The organism is Acidovorax sp. DMC1, from assembly GCF_056314325.1.
The window spans coordinates 269,161-293,140 of sequence record NZ_JBQUYO010000004.1; the positions used below are offsets into that span (position 1 = coordinate 269,161).

The following is a 23,980-nucleotide window of genomic DNA, read 5'->3' on the forward strand; positions in this document are numbered from 1 at the left end:
GCGCTAGTCCCCATTGCCCCAATAGCTATAAAAACGAGAGCAAATGCGCATCCTTGGTATTGACCCCGGCCTGCAGACCACCGGCTTCGGCGTGGTGGACATGGACGGCCACCACCTCAGCTACGTGGCCAGCGGCACCATCCGCACCACCACCCTCGCACTGGGCGATCTGCCTGGGCGCCTGAAGATCCTGTTCGACGGCATCACCGAGGTCGCAGCCCGCTACCAGCCCGATGTGGCCTCGGTCGAGATCGTGTTCGTCAACGTCAACCCCCAGTCCACGCTGCTGCTGGGCCAGGCACGCGGCGCCGCCATCACCGCCCTGGTGGCCAGCAACCTGCCCGTGGCCGAATACACCGCACTGCAGATGAAAAAAGCCGTGGTCGGCCATGGCCGCGCCGCCAAAAGCCAGGTGCAGGAAATGGTGCGGCGCCTGCTGCAGCTGCCAGGCCTGCCAGGCACCGACGCCGCCGATGGCCTGGGCATGGCCATCACCCATGCCCATGCCGGGTCCGCCATGGGCCGCCTGGGCGAAGCCGCCACGCTGAACCGGCGGCAGCATGCGATGTACAAGGATGGGCGGAGTTATTAACCCCCTGCGCCACACCAGATAAAAAAATACCGCGCCCAAAGGCGCGGTACAGCCCCACCAGGGTCTTAACCAGAACGAGACGTCAGGCCAACTGCGTCTTCATCCGCTCCGCCCGCTCCTTTGGCGAGGGGTGGGTGGACAGAAAGCTGCTCGAATCACCGCCCGACATCGCGGCCAGCTTTTCCAGTGCGCTCACGCAGGCGCCGGGCTGGTAACGCTTGGCTTTCATGAAGTCCATCGCGTAGTCGTCGGCCTCGCGCTCGTTGCTTTGCGAGTGCTGGGCGCGCACCACTTTTTCAAACAAATCGCCCAGTTGCGAGTTGGCGATGGCGCCGGCGCGGCTGTTGCTGGACGACACGGCGTTGCGCAGGGCGCTGGTGCGCAGCGCGGCCTGGATACGGGCCTTGCTGTGGCCCTTTTTGACGTGGCCGATTTCGTGGCCGATCACGTAGCGCACTTCGTCATCGGTGAACTTGTCCATCAGGCCCGAGTACACACGGATGGTGCCGTTGGCCATGGCAAAGGCGTTGATGTCGGGGGTGAGGTAGACCTTGAAGTTCATCTTCAGGCCGTCATAGGTGCCCAAACCCGCCGTGAGCTTGTTCAGGCGCGTGGCATACGGGTTGCCTGAGGGGGCGATACGGTTCTGGCGGTCGCTTTCGGCGGCCATCTGGTCGAAGGCGGCCTTGACTTCGTCATCGGTCAGCGACTCGGATTTGGCCAGGTCCTTGCCCGCGTCGAGCATCTTGCCCAGGTCAAACTGCGCCCAGACGGGCGATACGGCACTCACGCCGGATGCCAGGGTCACAAGCGTCAGTAATTGGCGGCGGTCCATCGAATTCCCTCTCTTTTTGTGGTCGTTGCTTTAGGTATGGATGTTTTATTGAGCAACCTTGTGCAAGCAATGGTTCTCAAATGCGCCGGAATATAGCGACGCCACCTCCTGTTTCCGGGGGTGGGTCCTGTCTGCAGATGTAAGAGCTGTGTGCCGATGCTGTGTGCGGGCCGCCATCCCACAACAGGGTTGACGACACCTCGCCACCACAAGGCCTGACGCCCCGCGATAGAAAGTGAAGGCCTCAAACGGCCGACTGGCTTGGCAGAAGAATCCGCCCTTCGGAGCGACGCGTCTCAGCGCCCCAGACCGCGCTTGAGTTCCTTGAGCAGTAGCAGCACCTGGTTGGACGCGTGGCGGCAGCTGCCGTTGAGCAGCTGTGCCGCCTTGGGCTGGTCGCCCGACTGGAAGGCCGTCACTACATCGGCCGCCTGCTGGTGAAAGTACTTGTGCCGCGCCACCAGCATGTCGAACGCGGGGTAGTGCCCCAGACGCACCCGGCCTGTGCCGTAGAGCCAGCGACCCAGGTCGCAGCGGTCGTCCTGACAGATGCGCTCGGGCCGCATGACTTCGTCGGAGCGGCCGTTGACCATGTCCTGCAGCTGCAGGCGCCAGCGCTCGTGGCTGGCGATGGCGGCATCGATATCGATCTCGGTCATCAGCGTGGCCGCGTATTCAGCGTCCAGCACCAGTTCGCTGCCGTTGTCTTCCATGGCCCAGGTGGTCTCGGGGCTGGTGGGGTCCTGCTCCCGGATCTTGAACAAGCGGCTGAAAAAACCCATGCGTCATCCCTTTTGCACGACTGGTCCGCGCAGCGCAGGATGGCAACCAGCGCGGAAATGTCTTGAAACATTCTGTGGTGCCTCCGCCGTTTTGGCTACCAAAAAATGACCCTCTGGTAAAAATCGGCGCAGGCAACCCTGCTGACACTGCCAGCTCTACGCCCACCGCCTGCGCAAAAGCCGCGCGCGCTGGACAATCCGGGGATGACCTCTACTCCCCGCCGCCCTGCCCTGTCCATGCTTGATCTGGTGGCCGTCCGCGAAGGCGGCACCGTGGCCGATGCGCTGCAGATTGCGCTGCGCACCGCCCAGCATGCCGAAAAACTGGGCTTTGCCCGCTACTGGCTGGCCGAGCACCACAACATGGCGGGCATTGCCAGCTCCGCCACTGCTGTGCTGGTGGGCCACATTGCCGGTGGCACCTCGCGCATCCGCGTGGGGTCCGGCGGCGTGATGCTGCCCAACCATGCCCCGCTGGTGGTGGCCGAGGCCTTCGGCACGCTGGCCGAGCTGTACCCCGGCCGCATCGACCTGGGCCTGGGCCGCGCGCCCGGCACCGACCCCACCACCATGCGTGCGCTGCGCCGCAACCGGGTGGAGACCGAAGAAGACTTTCCGCGCGACGTGGCCGAACTGCAGCGCCTGCTGGCCCCTGCCGAACCCGGCCAGCGCCTGATTGCCATGCCCGGCGCGGGCACCAATGTGCCGATCTGGCTGCTGGGCTCCAGCCTGTTTTCGGCCCAGCTGGCGGCCGAGCGGGGTCTGCCGTATGCCTTTGCCTCGCACTTTGCGCCGCGCATGCTGCACCAGGCGATTGACCTGTACCGCAATCTGTACCGCCCCTCCGCTGTCTGGCCCAAGCCCCACGTGGCCATTGGCGTGCCACTGATCGCGGCCCCGACCGACGAAGAGGCCGACTACCTGGCCAGTAGCACCTACCAGCGGGTTCTGGGCATCTTGACGGGCGACCGCCGACGCCTGCTGCCGCCCATCGAGGGCTACGCTGCGCGCCTGCAACCGCAGGAGCGGGCAGCAATTGGCGACTTTCTGGCTGCAGCCGTGATCGGTGGGCCGGACACAGTGCGTGCGGGGCTGGCGCGCCTGATAGAGGCCACCGGCGCCGACGAGCTGATGCTGGTGAGCGACGTGTACGACCCGGCACTGCGTTTGCGCTCGCTGGACATCGCCGCCCAGGCGCACGCCACGCTGGGCCAGGCCGCCGTGGCGGCCTGAGCGCCCGTCGTTTGTTCGCGCTTCAGCGCGCCAGATAGCCCCCATCGACGGGGTAATACGCCCCGGTCACAAACGACGCCTTGCTGGACGCCAGCCAGGTCACCAATTCAGCCACCTCTTCGGGCTGGCCCAGGCGGCCGATGGGGTGGGCTCCGACCAGCATGGCGTTGATGCCGGCGTCCTGCTCCAGCCCGCTGATCATGGGCGTGTGGATAAACGCTGGGCCCACCGCATTGATGCGCACGCCGTGCGCGCTGTATTCGATGGCCGCCGCCTTGGTCAACCCCACCACGCCGTGCTTGGCCGCCGTGTAGGCGGGCGCCGTGGCAAAGCCCACCGAGCCCAGGATGGACGCCATGTTGATGATCGAGCCGCCACCGTTCTTCAGCATCGCGGCGATCTGGTACTTCATGCCGTAGAACACGCCCGACAGGTTGATGTTGATGACCTGCGCCCAGCCGTCCAGCGGGTAATCGGCTGTCGGTGCCTGTGGGCCACCAATGCCCGCGTTGTTGCAGGCCACGTCCAGGCGGCCGTAGTGGGCGACGGTGCGCTGTACCAGCGCATCGCAATCCTCGGGCTGGCCCACGTCGGCCGCCACAAAGATCGCGTCGCCCCCGGCGGAGCGCACCAGCGCGGCGGTTTCCTCGCCCGCCTGCACATTCACGTCCGACACCACCACCTTGGCACCTTCGCGCGCCCACACCAGCGCAATGGCGCGACCGATGCCCGACGATGCGCCCGTTACCAATGCCACCTTGTTCTTCAGCATGAAAGACCCCTTGTTCGTTCAAAACGCCTGCAACCCGATGCCACAGATCACTTTTCATTCTGCGCGCGCAATGCGTCAGCGCCTTGACCTGTGTCATGCCCCGGGCATGGAAGCTGGGTGGAGGCACTGGGCCTTGGGTAGCGGCTACCATCAGGGGCTGCCGGTCCTGCGACGGATGTTTGCCCGTTGCAGGACTGCGTGATTTCCACGCCCACGCCCCACCACCCACGCCCGCATTTGCATGCCTGCTTTTTCCTTTGAAGCCCTGGACGCCCAAGGCCAGACCCGCAAAGGCCTCCTGGAGGCCGACACCGCCAAGGCCGCGCGCAGCCTGCTGCGGGCCCAGGCGCTGGTGCCGCTGGCGGTGGAAATGGTGCAGACCGGCCAGTCGCTGGACGGCCGGTCCGCAAGCCTGGGCCAGCGCCTCTTCACCCGGCCGGTGTTCAGCGCGACCGGGCTGGCCATCTGGACCCGGCAGATCGCCGGGCTGGTGTCGTCGGGGCTGCCGCTGGAGCGCGCGCTGACCGCGCTGTCTGAAGAAGCCGACGATGAGCGCCAGCGCCACCTGGTCGCCGCGCTGCGCGCCGAGGTCAACGCGGGCGCCACCTTTGCCCGCGCGCTGTCGCAGCACCCGCGCGAGTTCTCTGACATCTATTGCGCCGTGATCGGCGCGGGCGAACACAGCGGCAACCTGGGCCTGGTGCTGGAGCGCCTGGCCGACGACCTGGAAGAGCGCCAGGCGCTCAAGGCCAAGCTGGTGGGCGCCGCGCTGTACCCGGCCATCGTGACCCTGGTGGCCATCGTGATCGTGCTGTTCCTGGTGGGCTATGTGGTGCCGCAGGTGGCCAGCGTGTTTGCAGGCACCAAGCGCGCGCTGCCGTTCCTGACGGTGGCCATGCTGGGCCTGAGCGCCTTTGTGCGCAGCTATGGCTGGGTGATGCTGATTGCTTCTATTTTGATAGCAATTGGGGCAAGATGGGCGCTCACCATCGGCCATATTCGCGAGAAATTCGATGCCGCCTGGCTCAATCTGCCCCTGGTGGGCAAGCTGGCGCGCGGCTATAACGCAGCGCGGTTCGCCGGCACGCTGGCCATGCTGGCGGGCGCCGGTGTGCCGATCCTGAAGGCCTTGCAGGCCGCCGCAGAAACACTGAACAACCGCGCGCTGCGTGCCGACGCGCTCGACGCGCTGGTGCTGGTGCGCGAAGGCGCTCCGCTGGCATCGGCCCTGGCGCAGAAAAAGCGCTTTCCGGGCCTGCTGTCGATGTTTGCACGCCTGGGCGAGCAGACCGGGCAACTGCCGGTGATGCTGCAGCGCGCAGCCCGCCAGCTCTCGGCCGAGGTGCAGCGCCGCGCCATGGCGCTGGCCACCATCCTGGAGCCGCTGCTCATCGTGGGCATGGGCCTGATCGTGATGCTGATCGTGCTGGCCGTGCTGCTGCCGATCATCCAACTCAACCAGTTTGTGAAGTGACCTTATGGCTGTAACGCTCGACGACAAGCTGGTGGTCGCCATCTCCTCGCGCGCGCTGTTCAATTTTGAGGAAGAGAACCGCGTCTTCGAGAAGGACAATGACCGCGCCTACGTGGACCTGCAGCGCCAGCGGCTCGACGTGCCTGCTGCGCCGGGCGTGGCGTTTTCGCTGGTGCGCAAGCTGCTCGCGTTCAACACCTCCGAGCACCAGCGCGTGGAGGTGGTGCTGCTGTCGCGCAATGACCCGGTAAGCGGCATGCGCGTGTTCCGCTCATGCCATGCCCACGGGCTCCCCTCCATCCAGCGCGGTGTGTTCACGCAAGGGCGCGACCCGTTTCGCTACCTGCGGCCACTGGGCGCGCACCTGTTCCTGTCCGCCAACGAAGCCGATGTGCGCGAGGCCCTGCACCTGGGCTACCCCGCAGCGCGGGTGGTGACGGAGTCGGTGCAGGCCGGCGACTCCAACCCCCACGAAGTGCGGATTGCCTTTGACGGCGACGCGGTGCTGTTTTCCGATGAAGCCGAGCGCGTGTACCAGGCGGAAGGGCTGGCTGCCTTCCAGCAGCATGAGACCGACAAGGCCGCGCAGCCCCTGCCCGACGGCCCGTTCAAACCCCTGCTCGCCGCCTTGCACCGTCTGCAGTCGGCAGGCGAGGCGGGTGGCACCGGCATGCGCATCCGCACCGCGCTCGTCACCGCCCGCAGCGCCCCCGCGCACGAGCGCGCCATCCGCACCCTGATGGACTGGAACATTGCGGTGGACGAGGCCATGTTTCTGGGCGGCCTGCCTAAGGGCGAGTTTCTGCGTGAATTCGAACCCGATTTCTTCTTTGACGACCAGACCGGTCACGTCACGTCGGCAGCGCGCCATGTGCCTGCGGGCCATGTGAACAGTGGCATCTCGAATCCGGTGCGGGTTGTGGGGAACTGACCGCCGGAGCCTCCCTTGCAAGCTTGCGGGCTCTGCCGCTCCATGCCCGGCCCTTGCGAAAAGATCTGCAAAGACTTGCAACGCCCGGTGAAAGCCTGCAAAGCCCTGGTTGCAAACCACCGCCCTCGCCCCTCATGTGCCACCATGGCCATTGAGACTTTGAAGGAGAACACTTTGCGCATTCGCAAATCCTGGGCGCCCCTGTGGCTGCAGAAGCCTATCCTCGCGACGGTGGCCCTGTTCGCAGCCTGTGCAGCCCTGGCACAAACACCCCCACCACCACCTGCCCATCGAGTGGAGACACACGCGGCCACAGAACCCGCAGCGGCGGTGAGCCCGGGCGAACTGAAGGCCCAGCGCGAATTCAAGATGCTGGACTTCAACGGAGACGGCAAGCTCAGCCGCTCCGAGGTGAAACTGTTCCCGCGTTTGGCGGCGGCCTTCGACGAGGCCGATACGGATGGTGATGGCTTTGTGTCGTATGCCGAAGTGCGCGCCTTTGCCGCAAAATACCGCGCCGAGCGCGATCGTCAGCGGGCAGCCGCACAAGCGGCAGCCACGCCATCAGCCCCGACTGCGTCGCTCCCAGCACCGGAGGCCCGTCCCTGAGGAACGCAGGTTGCACTTTGCTGAGCGGCAAACCCAAAAAATGAATCCAATTGACTAGGAGCGCTAGTGCAATATGCGCCATCAGCTATCTATTTGATAGCAAAAATACTGAATGCATCGTGGCAGTCCCCACAGCCTATGTGCACGGTAAGTGGCGCCCACCGGATACGGCTCCTGTACGCCACAGATTGCCGCTGCACAGGGGCTTCGCCAAACTGCACCGGGCGCCATGACACGCAATGGGGCGCCTTCGCGGCGGCAGCCCGGCAACGCCGGTGGCTCAAACGCCGCCGGTGCGCTTGACCTTGGGGTCGGTGTAGGTCAGCGGCTCGTTCTTGGCCTGTTGGGCCAGACGCTCCTGCAAGGTCATCTTGTTGACGTCCTGAGCTACCTCTACCGCGCTGCCGCTGGCGCGCCACATGGACTGGATGAACTCCAGCAGTTGCTTGTAGATCGGCTCTTTGGGAGGCTCCGGCGGCTCCTCGACGGTTTCCTTCTTTTTTACCGCCGTCCAGTCCCGGTTCGGCGCCTCGGGCGCCGAGGGTTTGTCCGGCTCGCGCACGATCGCCCCCTCACCCAACCGGTCCATGGACTCGACCGGGTTGGGAGCGTTGATGGGACGCACCGGAGGCGCACCCGAGGCGCCAGTGGAATACAAATCAGCGCCCTGAGGACGCCAGGACGGCGATCGATCGACAGGTGGCATTTGCATGACATTGGCCCGTAGTTGAACAAAAGTGTGGAGAGGGTCTTTCGGCCTCTTCGTACATCCATTACGGCAAAAAGAAGGGTGAATTTAGGTCTTTTTCACCGATTGGCCGAAATTTAGGGTTTTCCCTAGTAAAAATCTAGCCTTTGGGAACGGTTTCGCGCCTTCCAGGGGTCGGAATGGTGAGCTGAAGTGCTCCAAGGGAGCCCCGAAGTGCGCCGCGCACATGCATATGTCGCGACACCACCACGCAGACCGGGGATGGAGATAGGGCTGGCCGGGCGTGAATCACCCAGCGCAAGAGAGCCGGCAGAGAGACACACCGATCGGGTCGTCCCGTGGAAATCCCCGGAAATGCGCAGGGGGCGCGTAGCCCCCTCCTCTATCCTCTAGTTACTCTTCAACGCCTGCTCACGGTCATGCAGGAGCGTGGAGACAACTCACGGCGACAAGACAGGGGCCTGGGCCGTGGGCGGAGCCGGACTGGCTCCGTCGCAAAAGTTCACAGAAACCGCTCAAGCAGGCGGCGCGAATACTTGTCCAGCGCCGTGGTGTCCTTCACACGGAACTGCAAACCGTCGCCCCCGGCAATCAGCAGCCGGGTGCGGCCGCCCAGGCGGCGAATGTCCTCTTCCGCCTTGAGCACCAGGCGGGCGGGCCCCCGGTCGGTCTCTACATCCCAGGTGCTGGGCGTTGAAAAGCTAGAAACGGCGAGGATTTTCTGGATAGTGGGCACAAACTCGCGCACTTCCAGCTCTTCTTCAATGAGCTGCCGGGCGGCGCCCGTCACGGCCTCCAGCCGGGGAACCCAGAGCAGTTCATGGCCGTCGACACCCACCAGCGAGAGCCCCTCGCCCGGCGCGGCGATGGGAAAAGCACGCACGGGAGTCACGCCCTCATGGGCGGTGCCATCGGCCAGGGTCAGGACCAAGCGGCCGTGCGGGTTGCGCGTGAGCTGGAAGGCGGGGATGGACGACGATGGGGTCAGGGAAGCATTCATGGCAGGGTTGCTCACAGCGTCTCAGGGGTTGCCGGCGGGGTGGGCCGGGTGCAGCAGGCTGCTGTCGATGATCACGCCTGCGGCCTGCGCGTCTTCCTCGGCGCGGCGGGCCTGGGCTTCGTACAGCCGCCAGTAGGCGCCCTGTTTTTCCATCAGCTCGTCGTGCGGGCCCACTTCGACCACCTCGCCACGGTCCATCACCACCAGGCGGTCGGCCTTGCGCAAGGTGGACAGGCGGTGGGCAATGGCAATCGTGGTACGGCCTTGCACCAGGTTGTCGAGCGCCTTCTGGATTTCCTTTTCGGTCTCGGTGTCCACGGCCGAGGTGGCCTCGTCCAGGATCAGGATGCGCGGGTCGATCAGCAGAGCGCGGGCAATGCTGATGCGCTGGCGCTCGCCGCCCGACAGGCCCTGCCCCCGCTCGCCCACCAGCGAGTCGTAGCCGTGCGGCAGGCGCAGGATGAACTCGTGCGCATGGGCAGCGCGGGCAGCGGCCACGATTTCCTCGCGCGTCGCCTCGGGCTTGCCGTAGGCGATATTCTCGGCAATGGTGCCGAAGAACAGGAAGGGTTCTTGCAGCACCAGGCCGATGTGGCGACGGTAGTCGGCCACGGCAAAGCGGCGGATGTCGATGCCATCGACCTGGATGGAGCCGTCGCTCACGTCATAAAAGCGGCTGATCAGGTTGACCAGCGTGCTCTTGCCCGAGCCGCTGTGGCCCACCAGGCCGATCATCTCGCCGGGGCGGATGTCCAGATCCAGCCCCTTGATGACCGCACGGCTGCCGTAGCGGAAGCCCACTCCCTGCATGCTGATGGCGCCCTGCACCTTGTCCACCTTGACGGGCTGGGCAGGGTCGGGGACGTTACTCACATGGTCCAGGATGTCAAAAATGCGCTTGGCGCCGGCGGCGGCCTTTTGCGTGACCGAGACGATGCGGCTCATCGAATCCAGACGCCCATAGAACCGACCGATGTAGGCGATGAACGCAGTAAGCACACCCACCGTGATCTGGTTACGTGACACCAGCCAGATCCCAAACGCCCACACCACCAGAAGGCCGATCTCGGTCAGCAGCGACACCGTGGGCGTGAACAGGCTCCAGGTCTTGTTGAGCTTGTCGTTGACTTCCAGGTTGTGCTGGTTCGCGTCGCGGAAACGCTGGGCCTCGCGCTTTTCCTGCGCAAAGGCCTTCACCACGCGGATGCCGGGGATGGTGTCGGCCAGCACGTTGGTCACTTCAGACCACACGCGGTCGATCTTTTCAAAGCCGGTGCGCAGGCGGTCGCGCACGGTGTGGATCATCCAGCCGATGAAGGGCAGCGGCACCAGAGTAACGAGCGCCAGCCACGGGTTGATGGAGAACAGAATCGCCGCCGTCATCACGATCATCAGCACGTCGGTGATGAAATCGAGCGCATGCAACGACAGGAACACGTTGATGCGGTCGGTTTCCGACCCGATGCGCGCCATGAGATCGCCCGTGCGCTTGCCACCAAAGTAGTCCAGCGACAGGCGCAGCAGATGCTCGTACGTGGTAGTGCGCAGGTCGGCGCCAATGCGCTCGGACACCAGCGCCAATATGTAAGTACGCGCCCAGGAGAGGCCCCAGGCCAGCAGGGCCGACAGCAGCAACCCACCCAGGTACATCAGCACCAGCAGGGGGTCAATCTGCTTGCCGTTCTGGAACGGGATCAGGATGTCGTCCATCAGCGGGATGGTGAGGTACGGCGGCACCAGCGTGGCGGCGGTGGACGCCAGCGTCAGCGCAAACCCGGCGGCCAGCTGCTTGCGGTAGGGCCGGGCAAAACGCCACAGACGCAGCAGCACCCAGGTAGAGGTTTGCGGCGGCTGGGCGCGGGCACAGGCCGGGCATTCTTCAGTGTCGGGCGGCAGGGGGGCATGGCACGTGGGGCAGGCGGGCTCGTCGTCATCGGCGGAGACGTTGCCGGCACCCAGGGACAATTGCTGATCGAAACGCTGCACCAGGCGCAGCGCCTGCGGATGGTTCGCAAGCGTAAAACGCCACAGCGCCAGGCGCTCGGCCGGGTTGTGCAACTCCAGCGAGCCCACTCCACCGTGGTCATGCAGCTTGAGCGCCAGGCCCTCACCCAGAGGCCAGCTGCGCCATGTGGTGGTGCCTGGGTCGCAAGCCAGCAGCCGTTCGGACGTCACCACCACCCACCCTGCCGCAAAGCGCAGCGTGGCGCTCAGGTCAACCGGCAAAGCTGCCAACACGTTCTCTTTGGAAGCGAGCATGGCCCGCAAATCGGCCCCCACAGGGCCAGAAAAGACACCCGAGGCGTCCACAGAATGGTGATGTTGCATTTTTGGTTGGGTTTTCCGCCACCGGCTGCCTGCGGTGGCCGCTCTCGCGAAAGCAAGAATTCTCACCGATACTGCACGCCACGGTGCGACGGCATCCTCCTGTAACGTCTGTGGACGCCTTTTGGCTGACACTGCGCACAGGCGCAGGACTGGCGCACAATCATCGTCCACAAAATTCCCTTTCGTCCCCCTACCGCACAGCCCTTACCAAGGCCGGAACCACAACCGCTGCAATCCATGGCGAAACTCAACGACATCCAACTGCTTCGCATCAACTACCTGCGGGGCCCCAATATCTGGACCTACCGGCCGGTCCTGGAAGTCTGGCTGGACCTGGGCGAGCTGGAGGACTATCCCTCCAACACCATCCCCGGCTTCAATGACCGCCTGACGGCGTGGCTGCCCGCGCTGATCGAACACCACTGCGGCGTGGGCGAGCGCGGCGGCTTTTTGCAGCGCCTGCAAGAGGGCACCTGGTGCGGCCATGTGCTGGAGCACATCGTGATCGAGCTGCTCAACCTGGCGGGCATGCCCACCGGCTTTGGCCAGACGCGCAGCACCAGCCAGCGTGGCGTGTACCGCATGGTGTTCCGCGCCCGCGACGAAAGCGTGGCCCGCGTGGCGCTGGCCCAGGGCCATGCGCTGATCATGGCGGCGATCAATGACCAGCCTTTTGATGTGCAAGCCGCCGTGGCCCGCGTGCGCACCGAGGTGGACGACCAGTACCTTGGCCCCAGCACCGCCTGCATCGTCACCGCCGCCACCGACCGGGGCATCCCCCACATCCGCCTGAACGACGGCAACCTGGTGCAGCTGGGCTACGGCGCCCGCCAGCGCCGCATCTGGACGGCCGAGACCGAATACACCAGCGCGATTGCCGAAGGCATTGCCAGCGACAAGGACCTGACCAAGAGCCTGCTCAAGTCCTGCGGCGTGCCCATTCCCGAAGGCCAGGTAGTCAACAGCCCGGAAGAAGCCTGGGAAGCCGCGCAAGACATCGGCCTGCCCGTGGTGGTCAAGCCCTCCGATGGCAACCACGGCCGGGGCGTGACACTGGACCTGCGCAAGAAGGAAGACATCGAAGCGGCCTACCACGTGGCCTACCCCGAGGGCAGCGACGTGATGGTGGAGCGCTTCATCCCCGGCGACGAACACCGCATCCTGGTGGTCGGCGGTAAGGTGGTTGCCGCCGCACGCGGCGAGGTGGTCAGCATCACCGGCAACGGCCGCAACACGGTCAAGGAACTTATTGACAGCCAGCTCAACTCCGACCCTCGCCGTGGCTATGAGGAAGAGTACCCGCTGGAGATCATCGACCTGGCAACCGACACCAAGGTGCAGCTCGAACTCAAGCGCCAGGACCTGGACGCTGACTCGGTGCCCGCCGCTGGCCGCCAAGTGGTGGTGCAGCGCAACGGCAACGTGGCTGTGGACTGCACGGACGACGTACACCCCGAGGTGGCCTACATCGCCCAGCTCGCCGCCAAGGTGGTGGGCCTGGACATCGCCGGCATCGACATGGTGGCCCGCGACATCTCCAAGCCCCTGCACACGCAGGGCGGCGCGATTGTTGAAGTGAACGCAGGCCCCGGCCTGCTCATGCACTTGAAGCCTGCGGTGGGCGCGCCCCGCCCCGTGGGCCAGGCGATTGCCGAGCATCTGTTCCCCTCTGACGCCGATGACGAAGGCCCCGCAGGCCGCATCCCCCTGGTGGGCGTGGCAGGCACGCGCAACACCGCCACCATCTCGCGCGTGGTGGCCTGGCTGCTGCACCTGAGCGGCCACCACACTGGCCTGGCCTGCCGTGATGGCCTGTTCCTGGACCGCCGCCGAGTGGAAGCCACCGACTGCGCCCACTGGGAAGCCGCGCACCGCCTGCTGATGAACAAGATGGTGCAGGCCGCCGTGATCGAAAGCGACGCTCGCACCATCCTGCGCGACGGCCTTGCGTACGACCGCTGCCAGGTGGGTGTGGTCACCGACATGGACGGCGTGGAAACGCTGGCCGAATTTGACGTGCACGAGCAGGACCAGATGACCAAGGTGATGCGCACCCAGGTGGACGTGGTGCTGGCCGAAGGCGCTGCGGTGCTCAATGCGGCCATCGCCCAGGTGGCCGACCTGGCCCTCCTGTCTGACGGCGACGTGGTGCTGTACGCGCAGGACGGCACGCTGCCCGTGATTGCCGAGCACCGCGCCAAGGACAACGGCCGCGCGGTCTTCGTGAAGAACGGCCGCGTGGTCCTGGCCACGGGCAGCGCCGAGCATGTGCTGGGCGCCCTGTCCGACCTGACCTTTGGCCGCAACGCCGTGGTGCCCGATACCGACGCCCTGCTGGCCGCCATCGGCACGGCCTGGGCGCTGGACATTGCCCCCGACCTGATCGGCGCAGGCATCAAGACCTTCGAGCCCGAGCTGGTCCCCACTGCCGCCCTGCGGTCTTGATGACCCGCCGCGCATTTGTCGCTTTTTGTTTGTTGTTTGACCTGACATCCCACGACCTGAACAGGGCCCCAGTGCCCTGATGGACCACTGAAAGAGACTTCCATGGATGTAACCCGCACCCGGGCCCTGCGCGGCCCCAACCTCTGGAGCCGCCACATGGCCATCGAGGCCGTGGTGACCTGCGCCGAGAACGAGCGCGCCGTGGGCCAGATGGCCGGATTCGAAGCCCGCCTGCGGGCCCTGTTCCCCGCCATCGGCGCGCTGCACCCGGAAACCGGTGGCGGCGACGTATCGCTGGCCCACGTGCTGCAGACCGCCGCGCTGGCCCTGCAGGCGCAGGCCGGCTGCCCCGTGACCTTTGCGCGCACCACCGCCACCACCGATGCGGGCGTGTACCAGGTGGTCGTCGAATACAGCGAAGAAGCCGTGGGCCGCAAGGCGTTTGAAGACGCACAGCAACTCATCCAGGCTGCGCTGGGCAACGGCACCTTCGATGCCGAGAAGGCCGTCGCCGACCTGCGCGAACTCGACGAGGATGAGCGCCTGGGCCCCAGCACCGGCTCCATCGTCGAAGCCGCCGTGGCCCGGGGCATTCCGTACCGCCGCCTCACACGCGGCAGCCTGGTGCAGTTTGGCTGGGGTTCCAAGCAGCGCCGCATCCAGGCGGCCGAGGTCGATTCGACCAGCGCCGTGGCCGAATCCATCGGCCAGGACAAGGACCTGACCAAGCGCCTGCTGCACGCCGCTGGCGTACCCGTCCCGCTGGGCAAGCCGGTGGAGACTGTGGACGAAGCCTGGGAAGTCGCCCTCAAGGTCGGCCTGCCCGTGGTGGTCAAGCCGCAAGACGGCAACCAGGGCAAGGGCGTCACCGTCAACATCACCGACCGCGCCCAGCTCGAAGAGGCCTACAAGAACGCCGCCGACTATGGCACCGTGATGGTCGAGCGCTTCTTGCCCGGCCACGACTTCCGCCTGCTGGTGGTGGGAGACCAGCTGGTGGCCGCCGCACGCCGCGAGCCGCCCCAGGTGCTGGGCGATGGCGAACACACCGTGCGCCAGCTGGTAGACGTGGTCAACCAGGACCCGCGCCGTGGCGAAGGCCACGCCACCTCGCTGACCAAGATCCGCCTCGATGACATTGCCGTGGCCCGCCTGGCCATGCAAGGCCTGACGCCCGACTCGGTGCCCGAAAAAGGCCAGCGCGTCATCCTGCGCAACAACGCCAACCTGTCCACCGGCGGCACCGCCACCGACGTGACCGACGATGTGCACCCCGAGGTCGCAGCCCGCGCTGTGGCCGCCGCCCAGATGGTGGGCCTGCACATCTGCGGCGTGGACATGGTGGCCGAGACCGTGCTGCGCCCGCTCGAAGAGCAAGGCGGCGGCTTTGTCGAAGTGAATGCCGCCCCCGGCCTACGCATGCACCTGGCGCCCAGCTACGGCAAGCCCCGCAACGTGGGGGCTGCCATGGTGGACAAACTGTTTGCCTACGGCGACGACGGCCGCATCCCCACCGTGGCCGTGACCGGCACCAACGGCAAGACCACCACCGCCCGCCTGATTGCGCACCTGTTCACCGCCCAGGGCCTGCGCGTGGGCATGACCAACACCGACGGCGTGTACGTGAACGGCCGCCAGATCGACAGCGGCGACTGCAGCGGCCCCAAGAGCGCCCGCAACGTGCTGCTGCACCCCGAAGTGGACGCCGCCGTGTTCGAGACCGCGCGGGGCGGCATCCTGCGCGAAGGCCTGGGCTTTGACCGCTGCCAGGTGGCCGTGGTCACCAACATCGGCGCGGGCGACCACCTGGGCATGAACTACATCACCACGGTGGAAGACCTGGCCGTGCTCAAGCGCGTGATCGTGCAGAACGTGGCCCCCACGGGCTACGCCGTGCTCAACGCGGCCGACCCCATCGTGGCGGCCATGGCGTCTTCGTGCCCCGGCAAGGTCATCTACTTTGCGAGCGACCGCCACCACCCCGTGATGGTCACGCACCGCGCCCAAGGCCACCGCACCGTGTATGTGGATGGCGACTCCATCGTGGCCTCCGAAGGCTCGTGGCGCGAGACCATCCACCTGCGCGACGTGCCCATCACGCGCAACGGCAAGATCGGCTTCCAGGTCGAGAACGTCATGGCCTCTGTGGCCGCAGCCTGGGGCGTGGGCATGCCCTGGCAGACTATCCGCCGGGGCCTGTCGGGCTTTGTGAACGACAGCGACAACGCCCCTGGCCGTTTCAACATCATGGACTACCGGGGTGCCACCGTGATCGCCGACTACGGCCACAACCCCGACGCCATGCGCGCCCTGGTGCAGGCCGTGGACGCCCTCCCCGGCAAGCGCCGCAGCGTGGTCATCAGCGGTGCAGGCGACCGGCGCGATGAAGATATCCGCGAGCAGACCGTGATTTTGGGCGCCGCGTTTGATGACGTGATCCTGTACCAGGACGCCGCCCAGCGTGGCCGCGCCGACGGCGAGGTGATGGCCCTGCTGCGCGAAGGCCTGGCGGGCGCTCCCCGCACCACGCATGTGGAAGAGATCCGTGGCGAGTTCATCGCCATCGATGCGGCGCTGGCGCGCCTGCAACCCGGCGACCTGTGCCTGGTACTTGTAGACCAGGTAGAAGAAGCCCTGGCCCACCTGGCCCAGCGCTGCACCGAAGGCGAGACCACGGCATGACCGCCGCGCGCACGCTGGCAGCCGCAGCCGCTGTGGCACTGGCTGCCCTCACCGCCCTTGCGGGCGGCGCAGCGCAGGCGGCGTCGGGTGAAAAGATCGGCACCGTGGACACTGCCTTCCAGTGGATCGGCCGCGACCACGACATCATCGTCGAAGCCTACGACGACCCCGGCGTGCAGGGCGTGACATGCTACGTGTCGCGCGCCCGCATCGGCGGCATCAAGGGCACCCTGGGCCTGGCCGAAGACCGCGCCGAGGCCTCCATTGCCTGCCGCCAGGTGGGGCCCATCAGCTTTCCCGAGCCGCTGAAAAAGCAGGAAGAAGTGTTCAGCGAACGCATGTCCATCCTGTTCAAGCGCCTGCGCATCGTGCGCATGGTGGACCCGGCCCGCAACACGCTGGTGTACCTCACCTACTCCGACAAGCTCATCGACGGCTCTCCGCAGAACAGCGTGACCGCAGTGCCGGTGGACCGCGCCACCGCCATCCCGCTGCGCAAGTGACGGGCCCACGCGGCCGCCCAGGCACCGCTTACACATAAAAAAAGGGGCCCAAGGCCCCTTTTTTGATCAAAACCGCCGGTAGCGCTAGTGCAATATATCCCAACAGCTATCAAATAAATAGCAATCAACCCTGCGTGGCAATCTGCCGCAGTGCCTGCTCAAACACCTCCACCGGCTGCCCACCCTGGATCAGGTGGCGCTCGTTGATGATGATGGCAGGCACCGAATGGATGCCGTTTTGCAGATAGAACTGCTCGCGTTCGCGCACCTCGTCGGCGTAGCGGTCTGAGGCCAGCAGCGCACGCGCCTCGGCCGCATCCAGCCCCACTTCGCTTGCCACGCGCACCAGCACCTCGTGGTTGCTCGGGTCCTGCCCGTCGGTGAAATAGGCCTTGAACAGCGCCTTCTTCAGCGCAACCTGCACGCCCTTCTCTTCGGCCCAGTGCAGCAGGCGGTGCGCATCAAAGGTGTTGTAGATGCGGCTGCGCTTGTCCATGCTGAAGGTGAACCCCAGCGCCGCACCGCGCGCCGCGATGGCCTCGCGGTTCTTCTGGCTCTGCTCGGGAGTGGCGCCGTATTTTTCTTGCAAGTGCTCGCCAATGTCCTGGCCCTCAGGCCCCATCTGCGGGTTCAGCTCGAAGGGCTGAAAGTGCAGGTCCAACGCGACCTCGCCCTGCAGCCGGTCCGCAGCCTGCTCCAGCGCCTTGAGGCCGATGATGCACCAGGGGCAGGAGACATCAGAGACGAAATCGATTTTGAGGGTGGTGGGCATGTAGATCTCCTGCAAGCAAAGAACCGCATGGTAGACGTGGTTCCATGGCCTCGTAGTTGCCGGGTATGCTGACTTAGAAATTTCAATGAACACTGAGGTCCGAATGTCCCGCTACGCTCAATTGACCCCCCGGTTGCTTTCCAGCCAGGAATCACAAGTCGCCCTGTCTTTCGAAGAACTGGATGCAATCGTTGAAGGCGGCCTTCCCAACTCGGCAAAACAATACGGTGCTTGGTGGGCAAACAACGCATCAAGTCAGCCTCACGCAAAGTTCTGGCTTGATGCCGGACGAAGGGCATCGCCGGACTTTAAGGGGAAACGGACAGTTTTCACATTGGACACGTCAATCGATACCACCGAACTGGCAGCCTCAGTGGTCGATGAATCGACGCCGCAAGACTTAACGGAATACGTCGAGAGCAGTTTGACCCTAGAACGCGACTTGGAAGACCAGATTGTTAGTCACTTGGACATATTGGAGTCGGGATTGACACTCGTGTCTCGACAAGAATCCAGTGACGTCGGCCGACTTGACCTGCTCGCCCGAGATAAAGATGGCCGTACAGTCATTATTGAACTTAAGGCTGGCGAGGCAAAGGACTCATCTATTGGGCAGATTGCCCGATACATGGGGTGGTACGCTCAGAAGGAAGGCACGCCACCTCGTGCAGTCTTAGTAGCGAGTGGCTTCTCCGAACCAATACGCTACGCCGCAAAGGCGATTCCTGGGCTGCGGCTCATCACTTACAGAGTGCAGTTCACATTCGAAGAAGCGACTGTTTAGACAAAGACACTACAGAGGCGGTCTATCTCCCCGCAACTCAGTCTTCAACACTTTCCCATAGGCGTTCTTCGGCAGCGCCTCCACCCACCGATATTCCTTGGGCCGCTTGAACCGCGCAATGTGCTCCAGGCACAGCGCATCCAGCACGGCATCAGCCACCGCACCGCCCTCCCCTGCAACCAGGAAGGCGACCACCACCTCGCCCCATTCCGTATCGCGCTGGCCGACCACGGCGACCTCGCGCACCTGGGGGTGGAGCAGCAGCACCTCTTCCACCTCGCGCGGATAGATGTTGCTGCCGCCGGAGATGATCACGTCCTTGGACCGGTCCTTGAGGGTGAGAAAGCCATCGGCATCCAGCGCGCCCATATCGCCGGTGTAAAGCCAGCCGTCGCGCAGGGTCTGCGCCGTGGCGTTGGGGTTGTTCCAGTAGCCGGGCATCACGGTGTCGCCGCGCACCACCACCTCGCCGGTCTCACCAGTAGGCACAGGCTGGCCTGCGGCATCGACCACGCGCACCTCCACCAGCGACTGCGCCACGCCCACCGACACCATGCGTTCGGCCCAACGAGGGTGGTCGCGGTCGGCCAGCTGGGCGCGCGACAGGGCGGTGATGGTCATTGGGCTTTCGCCCTGGCCGTAGATCTGTGCAAAGCGGTTACCCATCACGGCCAGGGCGTTGCGCAGGTCGTCGGCGTACATGGGGCCGCCGCCGTAGACGATGGTCTTGAAGCCCGACACATCGGCGCCCGTGGCGCGCACATGGTCCACCAGGCGGTGCACCATGGTGGGTGCGGCAAACAGGGTGAGCTGGCCCACGCTGGCCGCCAACTGCACCAGCTCGGCAGGCTCGAACCCTCCCGACAGCGGCACCACATGCCGTTCGCCACGCAGCACCTGGGCGTAGTTGTAGAGCCCCGCACCGTGCGACATGGGTGCGGCGTAGACCATGGCGTCGCCGGGCAGGATGTCGTCCACATCGGTGAAGTAACAGGCCGTCATGGCCAGCAGGTTGCGGTGGGTCTGCATCACGCCCTTGGGGCGGCCGGTGGTGCCCGAGGTGTAGAACAGCGAGGCCACGTCGTGCGGCGCGCGGTCGCACACGTCCATGGGCGTGTGGGCGACTGCGGCGCGGTATGCGTCGGAGCCAAAGACCAGCACCGCGTCCTGCGGCGCCCCGGCCTCGTGCACGGCGGGGGCCAGCGCTTCAGAGGTCAGCACCACGCGCGCGCCCGAGTCGGCCAGCACGTAGGCGAGTTCTTTGGCATGCAGCTTGTAGTTGACCGGCACCGATACGGCGCCCGCCCACAGGATGGCGTGCAGGGCCTCCAGGTATTCGGGCGCATTGGCGGCGTAGATGGCCACGCGGTCGCCGGGGGCCACGCCACAGCACGTGCGCAGATGGGCGGCCAGCGCAGCGGTGCGCGCGGCCAGCGTGCCGTAGCTCCACAGCACCTGGTCGCCATGCAGCAGCGCGGGCCGGTGGGCGTGCAGCAAGGCGCTGCGGCGCAGCAGGTGGGCCATGTTCATCGGGCGCGCTCCAGAATGCTCACGTAGTTGGCCACGGCCGATCCGCCCATGTTGAACACGCCCGCCAGCGTGGCGCCGGGCACCTGCAGGTCGCCGGCCTCGCCCATGAGCTGCATGGCCGACACCACATGCATCGACACACCCGTGGCGCCAATGGGGTGGCCCTTGGCCTTGAGCCCGCCCGATGCGTTGACGGGTAGGCGGCCGCTGCGCAGCACGGTGCCGTCCTCCAGCAGACGGTGGCCCTGGCCTGCGGGCGCCAGGCCCATGGCCTCGTACGTGAGCAGCTCGGCAATGGTGAAGCAGTCGTGCACCTCGGCCAGCGACAGGTCGTGCACCACGCACCCGGCCTGCTGCAGCGCCTGCTGCCAGGCACGCCGGGGGCCTTCAAAGTTCACCACACGGCGGCGCGCCATGGGCAAGTAGTCGTTGACCTGCACCCGCGCCCGCAGGCGCACGGCGCGGGGGAAGTCGGCCACTGCCTCATCGGCCGCCAGGATGATGGCTGCGGCACCGTCAGACACCAGCGAGCAGTCCGTCTTGCGCAGGGGCGCGGCAATCATCGGGTTGCGGTCGGACACGGTGTTGCAGAACTCAAAGCCCAGGTCCTTGCGCATGTGGGCCCAGGGGTTGAGCGCGCCGTTGGCGTGGTTCTTGGCAGCGATGCGCGCCAGGGTGGCCGAATGGTCGCCATGCGCGGCAAAGTAGTCCTGCGCGATGGACGCAAAAATGCCCGGAAAGCCACCGGGCGGATGGCCCGCCTCGCCGGAATAGCCGCAGTCGCCCAGGATGCGCGTGGTCTCGGTGCCAGAAACAGCGGTCATCTTTTCCGCGCCGATGACAAGGGCGACCCGGGCGCGGCCGGCTTCGATCGCATCGCACGCGGCATACAGGGCGGCCGAACCCGACGCGCAGGCGTTCTCCAGCCGTGTGGCGGGCTTCCAGCGCAGGGCGTCGTCGCACTGCAGGGCCAGCGACGAGGCGAACACATCGGGCGTGAAGCCGCCGTTGAGGTTGCCCAGCCACACGCCGTCCACCACCGTTCCGTCAATGCCCGCGTGCTGCAGGGCCTCCCGGCCTGCGCGGGTGATGAGGTCTTCCAACCCCATGCCGGCCAGCCGGCCAAACGGCAAATGTGCCCAACCCACGATCGCTGCACCCATGTTCATCCTCCATTGATGTGCGCCACGACGGCGCGATGGCATGCACTGTAGGCAAGCCCCGGCTGTCCGCAAAGTCGCCGAACTACCCAAGGGAAAACCCGAAGTGCTGGCGCCATGCGGGGGCCGCGCCATCAATCCCCCACACGCTGTGGCGTTGAAACCGCATTGCCTAGACTGCACCTCGCCCAGACACCACAGCGCGCCGTGCGCTGCCTTCTTTGCCCACACCAACACCATGACCCTGGACCAGCAAAAATCCATCCTCACCATCGCCCTTTTGGCCGCGTTTGCCGATGGCAACAAGGACGATGCCGAACGCGAAGAGATCCGCCGCATTGCCCAGTCGCTCGCGGGCGATGGGGGCGTCGCCGACCTGCCGCGCATCTACCAGGACGTGCTGCTGCAGCGCACCAGCGTGCAGGCCGCCGTGCAAGGCCTGAGCGAGCCCATGCACCGCCAGCTGGCCTACGAGATGGCCGTGTGCGTGTGCGACGTGGATGGCCGCCAGACCGCAGCGGAGCGCGAGTTTCTGACCCGCCTCAAGGCGGCACTGCAGCTGGGCGAGCCGCAGACGGCGGCATTTGACCAGCAAGCCGATGCGCTGATGGACGTGGCCGAAAAGGCCGTGCCGATGGCGGTGCCCGTGGTCAGCGCTGCGACAGCGCCCCTGGCGGCAGCCGCCACTGTCCATTCCAATGCCTCGGATGCGGAGCTGGACAAATCCATCCTCAACTACGCGCTGCTCAACGGCGCGCTGGAGCTGCTGCCGCAGTCGTGGGCATCGATGGCCATCATCCCGCTGCAGGTGAAGATGGTCTACGGCATTGGCAAGGCGCACGGGGTGGAGCTGGACCAGGGCCACATCAAGGAGTTCATCGCCGCCGCCGGCGTGGGCATGACGTCGCAGTACCTGGAGCAGTTTGGCCGCAAGCTGATGGGCGGCCTGCTGGGCAAGGTGGCGGGCCACACCCTCGGCGGGCTGGGCGGTGCCGCCACCGGCATGGCGTTTTCGTTTGCCACCACCTACGCGCTGGGGCAGGTGGCCAAGCGCTACTACGCCGGTGGCCGGGTCATGAGCACGGCCATGCTGCGCGAGACCTTTCAGGGCCTGCTCACGCCCGCCAAGCAGTTGCAGACGCAGTACCTGCCGCAAATTCAGCAGAAGGCGGCCACGCTGGACGCGGGCCAGATCATGGCCCTGGTGCGAGGCAAATAGTAAACGCTATTTAATTGATAGCTGCTGGCGCATATTCGACTAGCGCTTGCGGCCGATTTGACTTAAAAACCGCCCCGCAGGCATGCAGGGGCCTGCCCAGACGCCCCGCAGCGCACCGCCACGCTGCGCGCACCCGTTGCCGCCGCGCAGCACCTTGCGATTCGGCAGGTAACACACCACCCGGTGCATGACAGAATCCGACCATGCTCGACCACACGGATCCTGTCGCCTCCATCATCCCGGCCATGTCGCTCGATTCACCGTCCGACAACGCCATGGCCGCCATGTCGCGCCTGGCCCTGGGGCCCGTGAACACGGACTACTATCTGAAGGTGTTCGAGCGCTTTGACGATACGGGCCGCACGACCACCACCTGGAACTGGGCCGCCTGCCTGTGCACCCTGAACTGGATGCTGTTTCGCCAACTGTGGGGAGCTGCGCTGGTCTACGTAGCGGCGGCCGAGGGTCTGGCACTGATCGTGTTTGGCGTGGGCCGCTCGTTCTTGCACTGGCCCGTGGGCATCGAACTGGGCGTGCTGGGCGCCTTTGCGGTGCTGGCCTTTGCCGTGCCGGGGCTGTACGGCAACGCCATCCTGTACGCCGACATCCGCAAGCGCATTGCGCGCGCGCTGGCCGCATCGCGCACCGTGCCCGAAGCCTGTGCGCTGCTCGAAAAGCAGGCCAGCTCGCGCAAACGGCTGCAGGTGCTGGTGCTGGCGAACGTGGTGCTGGGCCTGGCCGCACTGATCGCCTACCTGGCGCTGTCTCCGTCGGACGTGAAACCGCTGGCGTTGGAGCCCGCCGTCACGGTGGCACAAGCCACGGCAGTGGCCCAGGCCGCTTCTGCAACCCACCCCGTGGGGGCCTTGCCGGCGCCGGAGGCCGAACAGACGCCCGCCACACCCACAACGCCTGCCGCCGAGGCCACCGCAACGCCTGTAGCGCCCCCGGCCCCTGCTGCGGCTTCAGCCCCCGCACCTGTGGCACCCGCGCCTGCGGCAGACGCCCCACCCGCCGCCAACGTTGCCGCCCCCAAACCGACCGCGCCCCCAGCCTCTGCACCGCCCGCCGCAGCCAAGGCCTTCACGCCGGCCACCAAAGCTTCTACACCCAAGCCCGCCCCACCTGCAGCATCGACCCGCACCCCCACGGCTGCGGCCAGCACCCCGGCGCCAACGCGCCGTGAGGCCGCCAGTCGCCCCGCTGCATCCGCAAAGCCCAAGGCTCCAGCCGCTGCAGCATCCAGCGCCGACACCGCGCTGCCCACGGTGGGCACAGCCCCGGGCTACTACATCAACGTGGGCCTGTTTGCTGAGGAAGCCAACGCCCGCAAGACACAGGCGCGCCTGCTCAACGAAGGCCTGCCCGCGTTCCGCCAAGAGCTGAACAATTCCAAGGGCCGCCGCATCCGCGTGCGGGTGGGGCCTTACGCCACCCGCGCCCAGGCCGATGCCGCGGCCGAGGCGATCCGCGCGATGGCGCTGGACGCCGTCGTGTTCAAGCAATAGCAACGTCTGAACGCGGCGCGTAGCAATGTCCTACGCACGCGAATGCCCGACGCCGACGCAGGGTCGCCGGGTCTGCCAGTACGCTGGGCGCACCACCACTTTGAGCGCCCGC

At 66.0% G+C, this 23,980-nt stretch carries 20 protein-coding genes; 11 read left to right on the forward strand and 9 right to left on the reverse strand.

The window, feature by feature from the left end; translation table 11 throughout:
• Positions 1-43: 43 nt before the first annotated feature.
• Entirely contained in the window at positions 44-592 is a 549-nt protein-coding gene (gene ruvC, locus ACT531_RS11305; RefSeq protein WP_015015650.1) for a crossover junction endodeoxyribonuclease RuvC, read from the forward strand.
• 82 nt (positions 593-674) lie between these two features.
• Here the strand turns inward: ruvC and ACT531_RS11310 are convergent, their stop codons facing one another.
• On the reverse strand, positions 675-1,400 hold the full coding sequence (locus ACT531_RS11310) for a M48 family metallopeptidase (protein WP_476017477.1): 726 nt from the start codon (positions 1,398-1,400) through the stop codon (positions 675-677).
• A gap of 323 nt (positions 1,401-1,723) precedes the next feature.
• Entirely contained in the window at positions 1,724-2,209 is a 486-nt protein-coding gene (locus ACT531_RS11315; RefSeq protein ID WP_015015652.1) for a CZB domain-containing protein, read from the reverse strand.
• A 204-nt stretch (positions 2,210-2,413) separates the two neighbouring features.
• Here ACT531_RS11315 and ACT531_RS11320 point away from each other — a divergent pair, with 204 nt between their 5' ends.
• Entirely contained in the window at positions 2,414-3,442 is a 1,029-nt protein-coding gene (locus tag ACT531_RS11320) for an LLM class flavin-dependent oxidoreductase (RefSeq protein WP_110960242.1), read from the forward strand.
• Positions 3,443-3,464: 22 nt separating this feature from the next.
• Here ACT531_RS11320 and ACT531_RS11325 read toward each other — a convergent pair whose 3' ends face one another.
• On the reverse strand, positions 3,465-4,214 hold the full coding sequence (locus ACT531_RS11325) for an SDR family NAD(P)-dependent oxidoreductase (RefSeq protein ID WP_476017478.1): 750 nt from the start codon (positions 4,212-4,214) through the stop codon (positions 3,465-3,467).
• A 241-nt stretch (positions 4,215-4,455) separates the two neighbouring features.
• On the opposite strand from ACT531_RS11325, the gene gspF reads away from it, so the two are divergent.
• The 3 genes from gspF to ACT531_RS11340 all read left to right on the forward strand — a co-directional run bounded on the left by gspF (position 4,456) and on the right by ACT531_RS11340 (position 7,228).
• Complete coding sequence (gene gspF / locus ACT531_RS11330; RefSeq protein ID WP_476017479.1) at positions 4,456-5,688, forward strand: type II secretion system inner membrane protein GspF; 1,233 nt, start codon at positions 4,456-4,458, stop codon at positions 5,686-5,688.
• A gap of 4 nt (positions 5,689-5,692) precedes the next feature.
• On the forward strand, positions 5,693-6,619 hold the full coding sequence (locus tag ACT531_RS11335; RefSeq protein WP_060984309.1) for a 5'-nucleotidase: 927 nt from the start codon (positions 5,693-5,695) through the stop codon (positions 6,617-6,619).
• A gap of 174 nt (positions 6,620-6,793) precedes the next feature.
• On the forward strand, positions 6,794-7,228 hold the full coding sequence (locus tag ACT531_RS11340; protein ID WP_476017480.1) for an EF-hand domain-containing protein: 435 nt from the start codon (positions 6,794-6,796) through the stop codon (positions 7,226-7,228).
• Between the two features lie 280 nt (positions 7,229-7,508).
• Here ACT531_RS11340 and ACT531_RS11345 read toward each other — a convergent pair whose 3' ends face one another.
• The 3 genes from ACT531_RS11345 to ACT531_RS11355 all read right to left on the reverse strand — a co-directional run bounded on the left by ACT531_RS11345 (position 7,509) and on the right by ACT531_RS11355 (position 11,265).
• Positions 7,509-7,940, reverse strand: coding sequence for a hypothetical protein (locus tag ACT531_RS11345; protein ID WP_060984310.1), 432 nt, complete (start codon positions 7,938-7,940; stop codon positions 7,509-7,511).
• Positions 7,941-8,439: 499 nt separating this feature from the next.
• Positions 8,440-8,937: a cyanophycin metabolism-associated DUF1854 family protein gene (locus ACT531_RS11350; RefSeq protein ID WP_476017481.1), complete on the reverse strand. Its 498-nt coding sequence runs from the start codon at positions 8,935-8,937 to the stop codon at positions 8,440-8,442.
• Between the two features lie 21 nt (positions 8,938-8,958).
• Positions 8,959-11,265 carry a cyanophycin metabolism-associated ABC transporter gene (locus tag ACT531_RS11355; RefSeq protein WP_476017482.1) on the reverse strand — a complete coding sequence of 769 codons (2,307 nt, stop codon included), beginning with the start codon at positions 11,263-11,265 and terminating at the stop codon, positions 8,959-8,961.
• A gap of 237 nt (positions 11,266-11,502) precedes the next feature.
• Here ACT531_RS11355 and ACT531_RS11360 point away from each other — a divergent pair, with 237 nt between their 5' ends.
• From ACT531_RS11360 to ACT531_RS11370, 3 genes are all read left to right on the forward strand, one after another.
• Positions 11,503-13,710, forward strand: coding sequence for a cyanophycin synthetase (locus ACT531_RS11360; protein WP_476017483.1), 2,208 nt, complete (start codon positions 11,503-11,505; stop codon positions 13,708-13,710).
• 102 nt (positions 13,711-13,812) lie between these two features.
• Positions 13,813-16,392, forward strand: coding sequence for a cyanophycin synthetase (gene cphA / locus ACT531_RS11365; RefSeq protein ID WP_476017484.1), 2,580 nt, complete (start codon positions 13,813-13,815; stop codon positions 16,390-16,392).
• Positions 16,389-16,895 carry a CreA family protein gene (locus ACT531_RS11370; protein WP_476017485.1) on the forward strand — a complete coding sequence of 169 codons (507 nt, stop codon included), beginning with the start codon at positions 16,389-16,391 and terminating at the stop codon, positions 16,893-16,895. The genes cphA and ACT531_RS11370 overlap by 4 nt, the downstream gene beginning before the upstream one ends.
• 124 nt (positions 16,896-17,019) lie before the next feature.
• On the opposite strand, the gene ACT531_RS11375 is transcribed toward ACT531_RS11370, so the two are convergent.
• On the reverse strand, positions 17,020-17,667 hold the full coding sequence (locus tag ACT531_RS11375; RefSeq protein ID WP_476017486.1) for a DsbA family oxidoreductase: 648 nt from the start codon (positions 17,665-17,667) through the stop codon (positions 17,020-17,022).
• A gap of 103 nt (positions 17,668-17,770) precedes the next feature.
• Between ACT531_RS11375 and ACT531_RS11380 the strand changes: the two genes are divergently transcribed.
• On the forward strand, positions 17,771-18,451 hold the full coding sequence (locus ACT531_RS11380; protein WP_476017487.1) for an endonuclease NucS domain-containing protein: 681 nt from the start codon (positions 17,771-17,773) through the stop codon (positions 18,449-18,451).
• A 9-nt stretch (positions 18,452-18,460) separates the two neighbouring features.
• Here the strand turns inward: ACT531_RS11380 and ACT531_RS11385 are convergent, their stop codons facing one another.
• The gene (locus ACT531_RS11385; protein WP_476017488.1) at positions 18,461-19,981 is read right to left on the reverse strand and encodes an AMP-binding protein; all 1,521 of its coding nucleotides are present in this window, start codon (positions 19,979-19,981) and stop codon (positions 18,461-18,463) included.
• A complete protein-coding gene (locus tag ACT531_RS11390) occupies positions 19,978-21,144 on the reverse strand; it encodes an acetyl-CoA acetyltransferase (protein WP_476017489.1) in 1,167 nt (388 codons plus the stop codon). The genes ACT531_RS11385 and ACT531_RS11390 overlap by 4 nt, the downstream gene beginning before the upstream one ends.
• 235 nt (positions 21,145-21,379) lie before the next feature.
• Here ACT531_RS11390 and ACT531_RS11395 point away from each other — a divergent pair, with 235 nt between their 5' ends.
• Both ACT531_RS11395 and ACT531_RS11400 read left to right on the forward strand, forming a co-directional pair.
• Positions 21,380-22,360 (forward strand): YcjF family protein, encoded by a 981-nt coding sequence (locus ACT531_RS11395; RefSeq protein WP_476017490.1) that lies wholly within the window; start codon positions 21,380-21,382, stop codon positions 22,358-22,360.
• Positions 22,361-22,563: 203 nt separating this feature from the next.
• Positions 22,564-23,868, forward strand: a complete 1,305-nt coding sequence (locus tag ACT531_RS11400) for an SPOR domain-containing protein (protein WP_476017491.1) — start codon at positions 22,564-22,566, stop codon at positions 23,866-23,868.
• Positions 23,869-23,980: the final 112 nt, after the last annotated feature.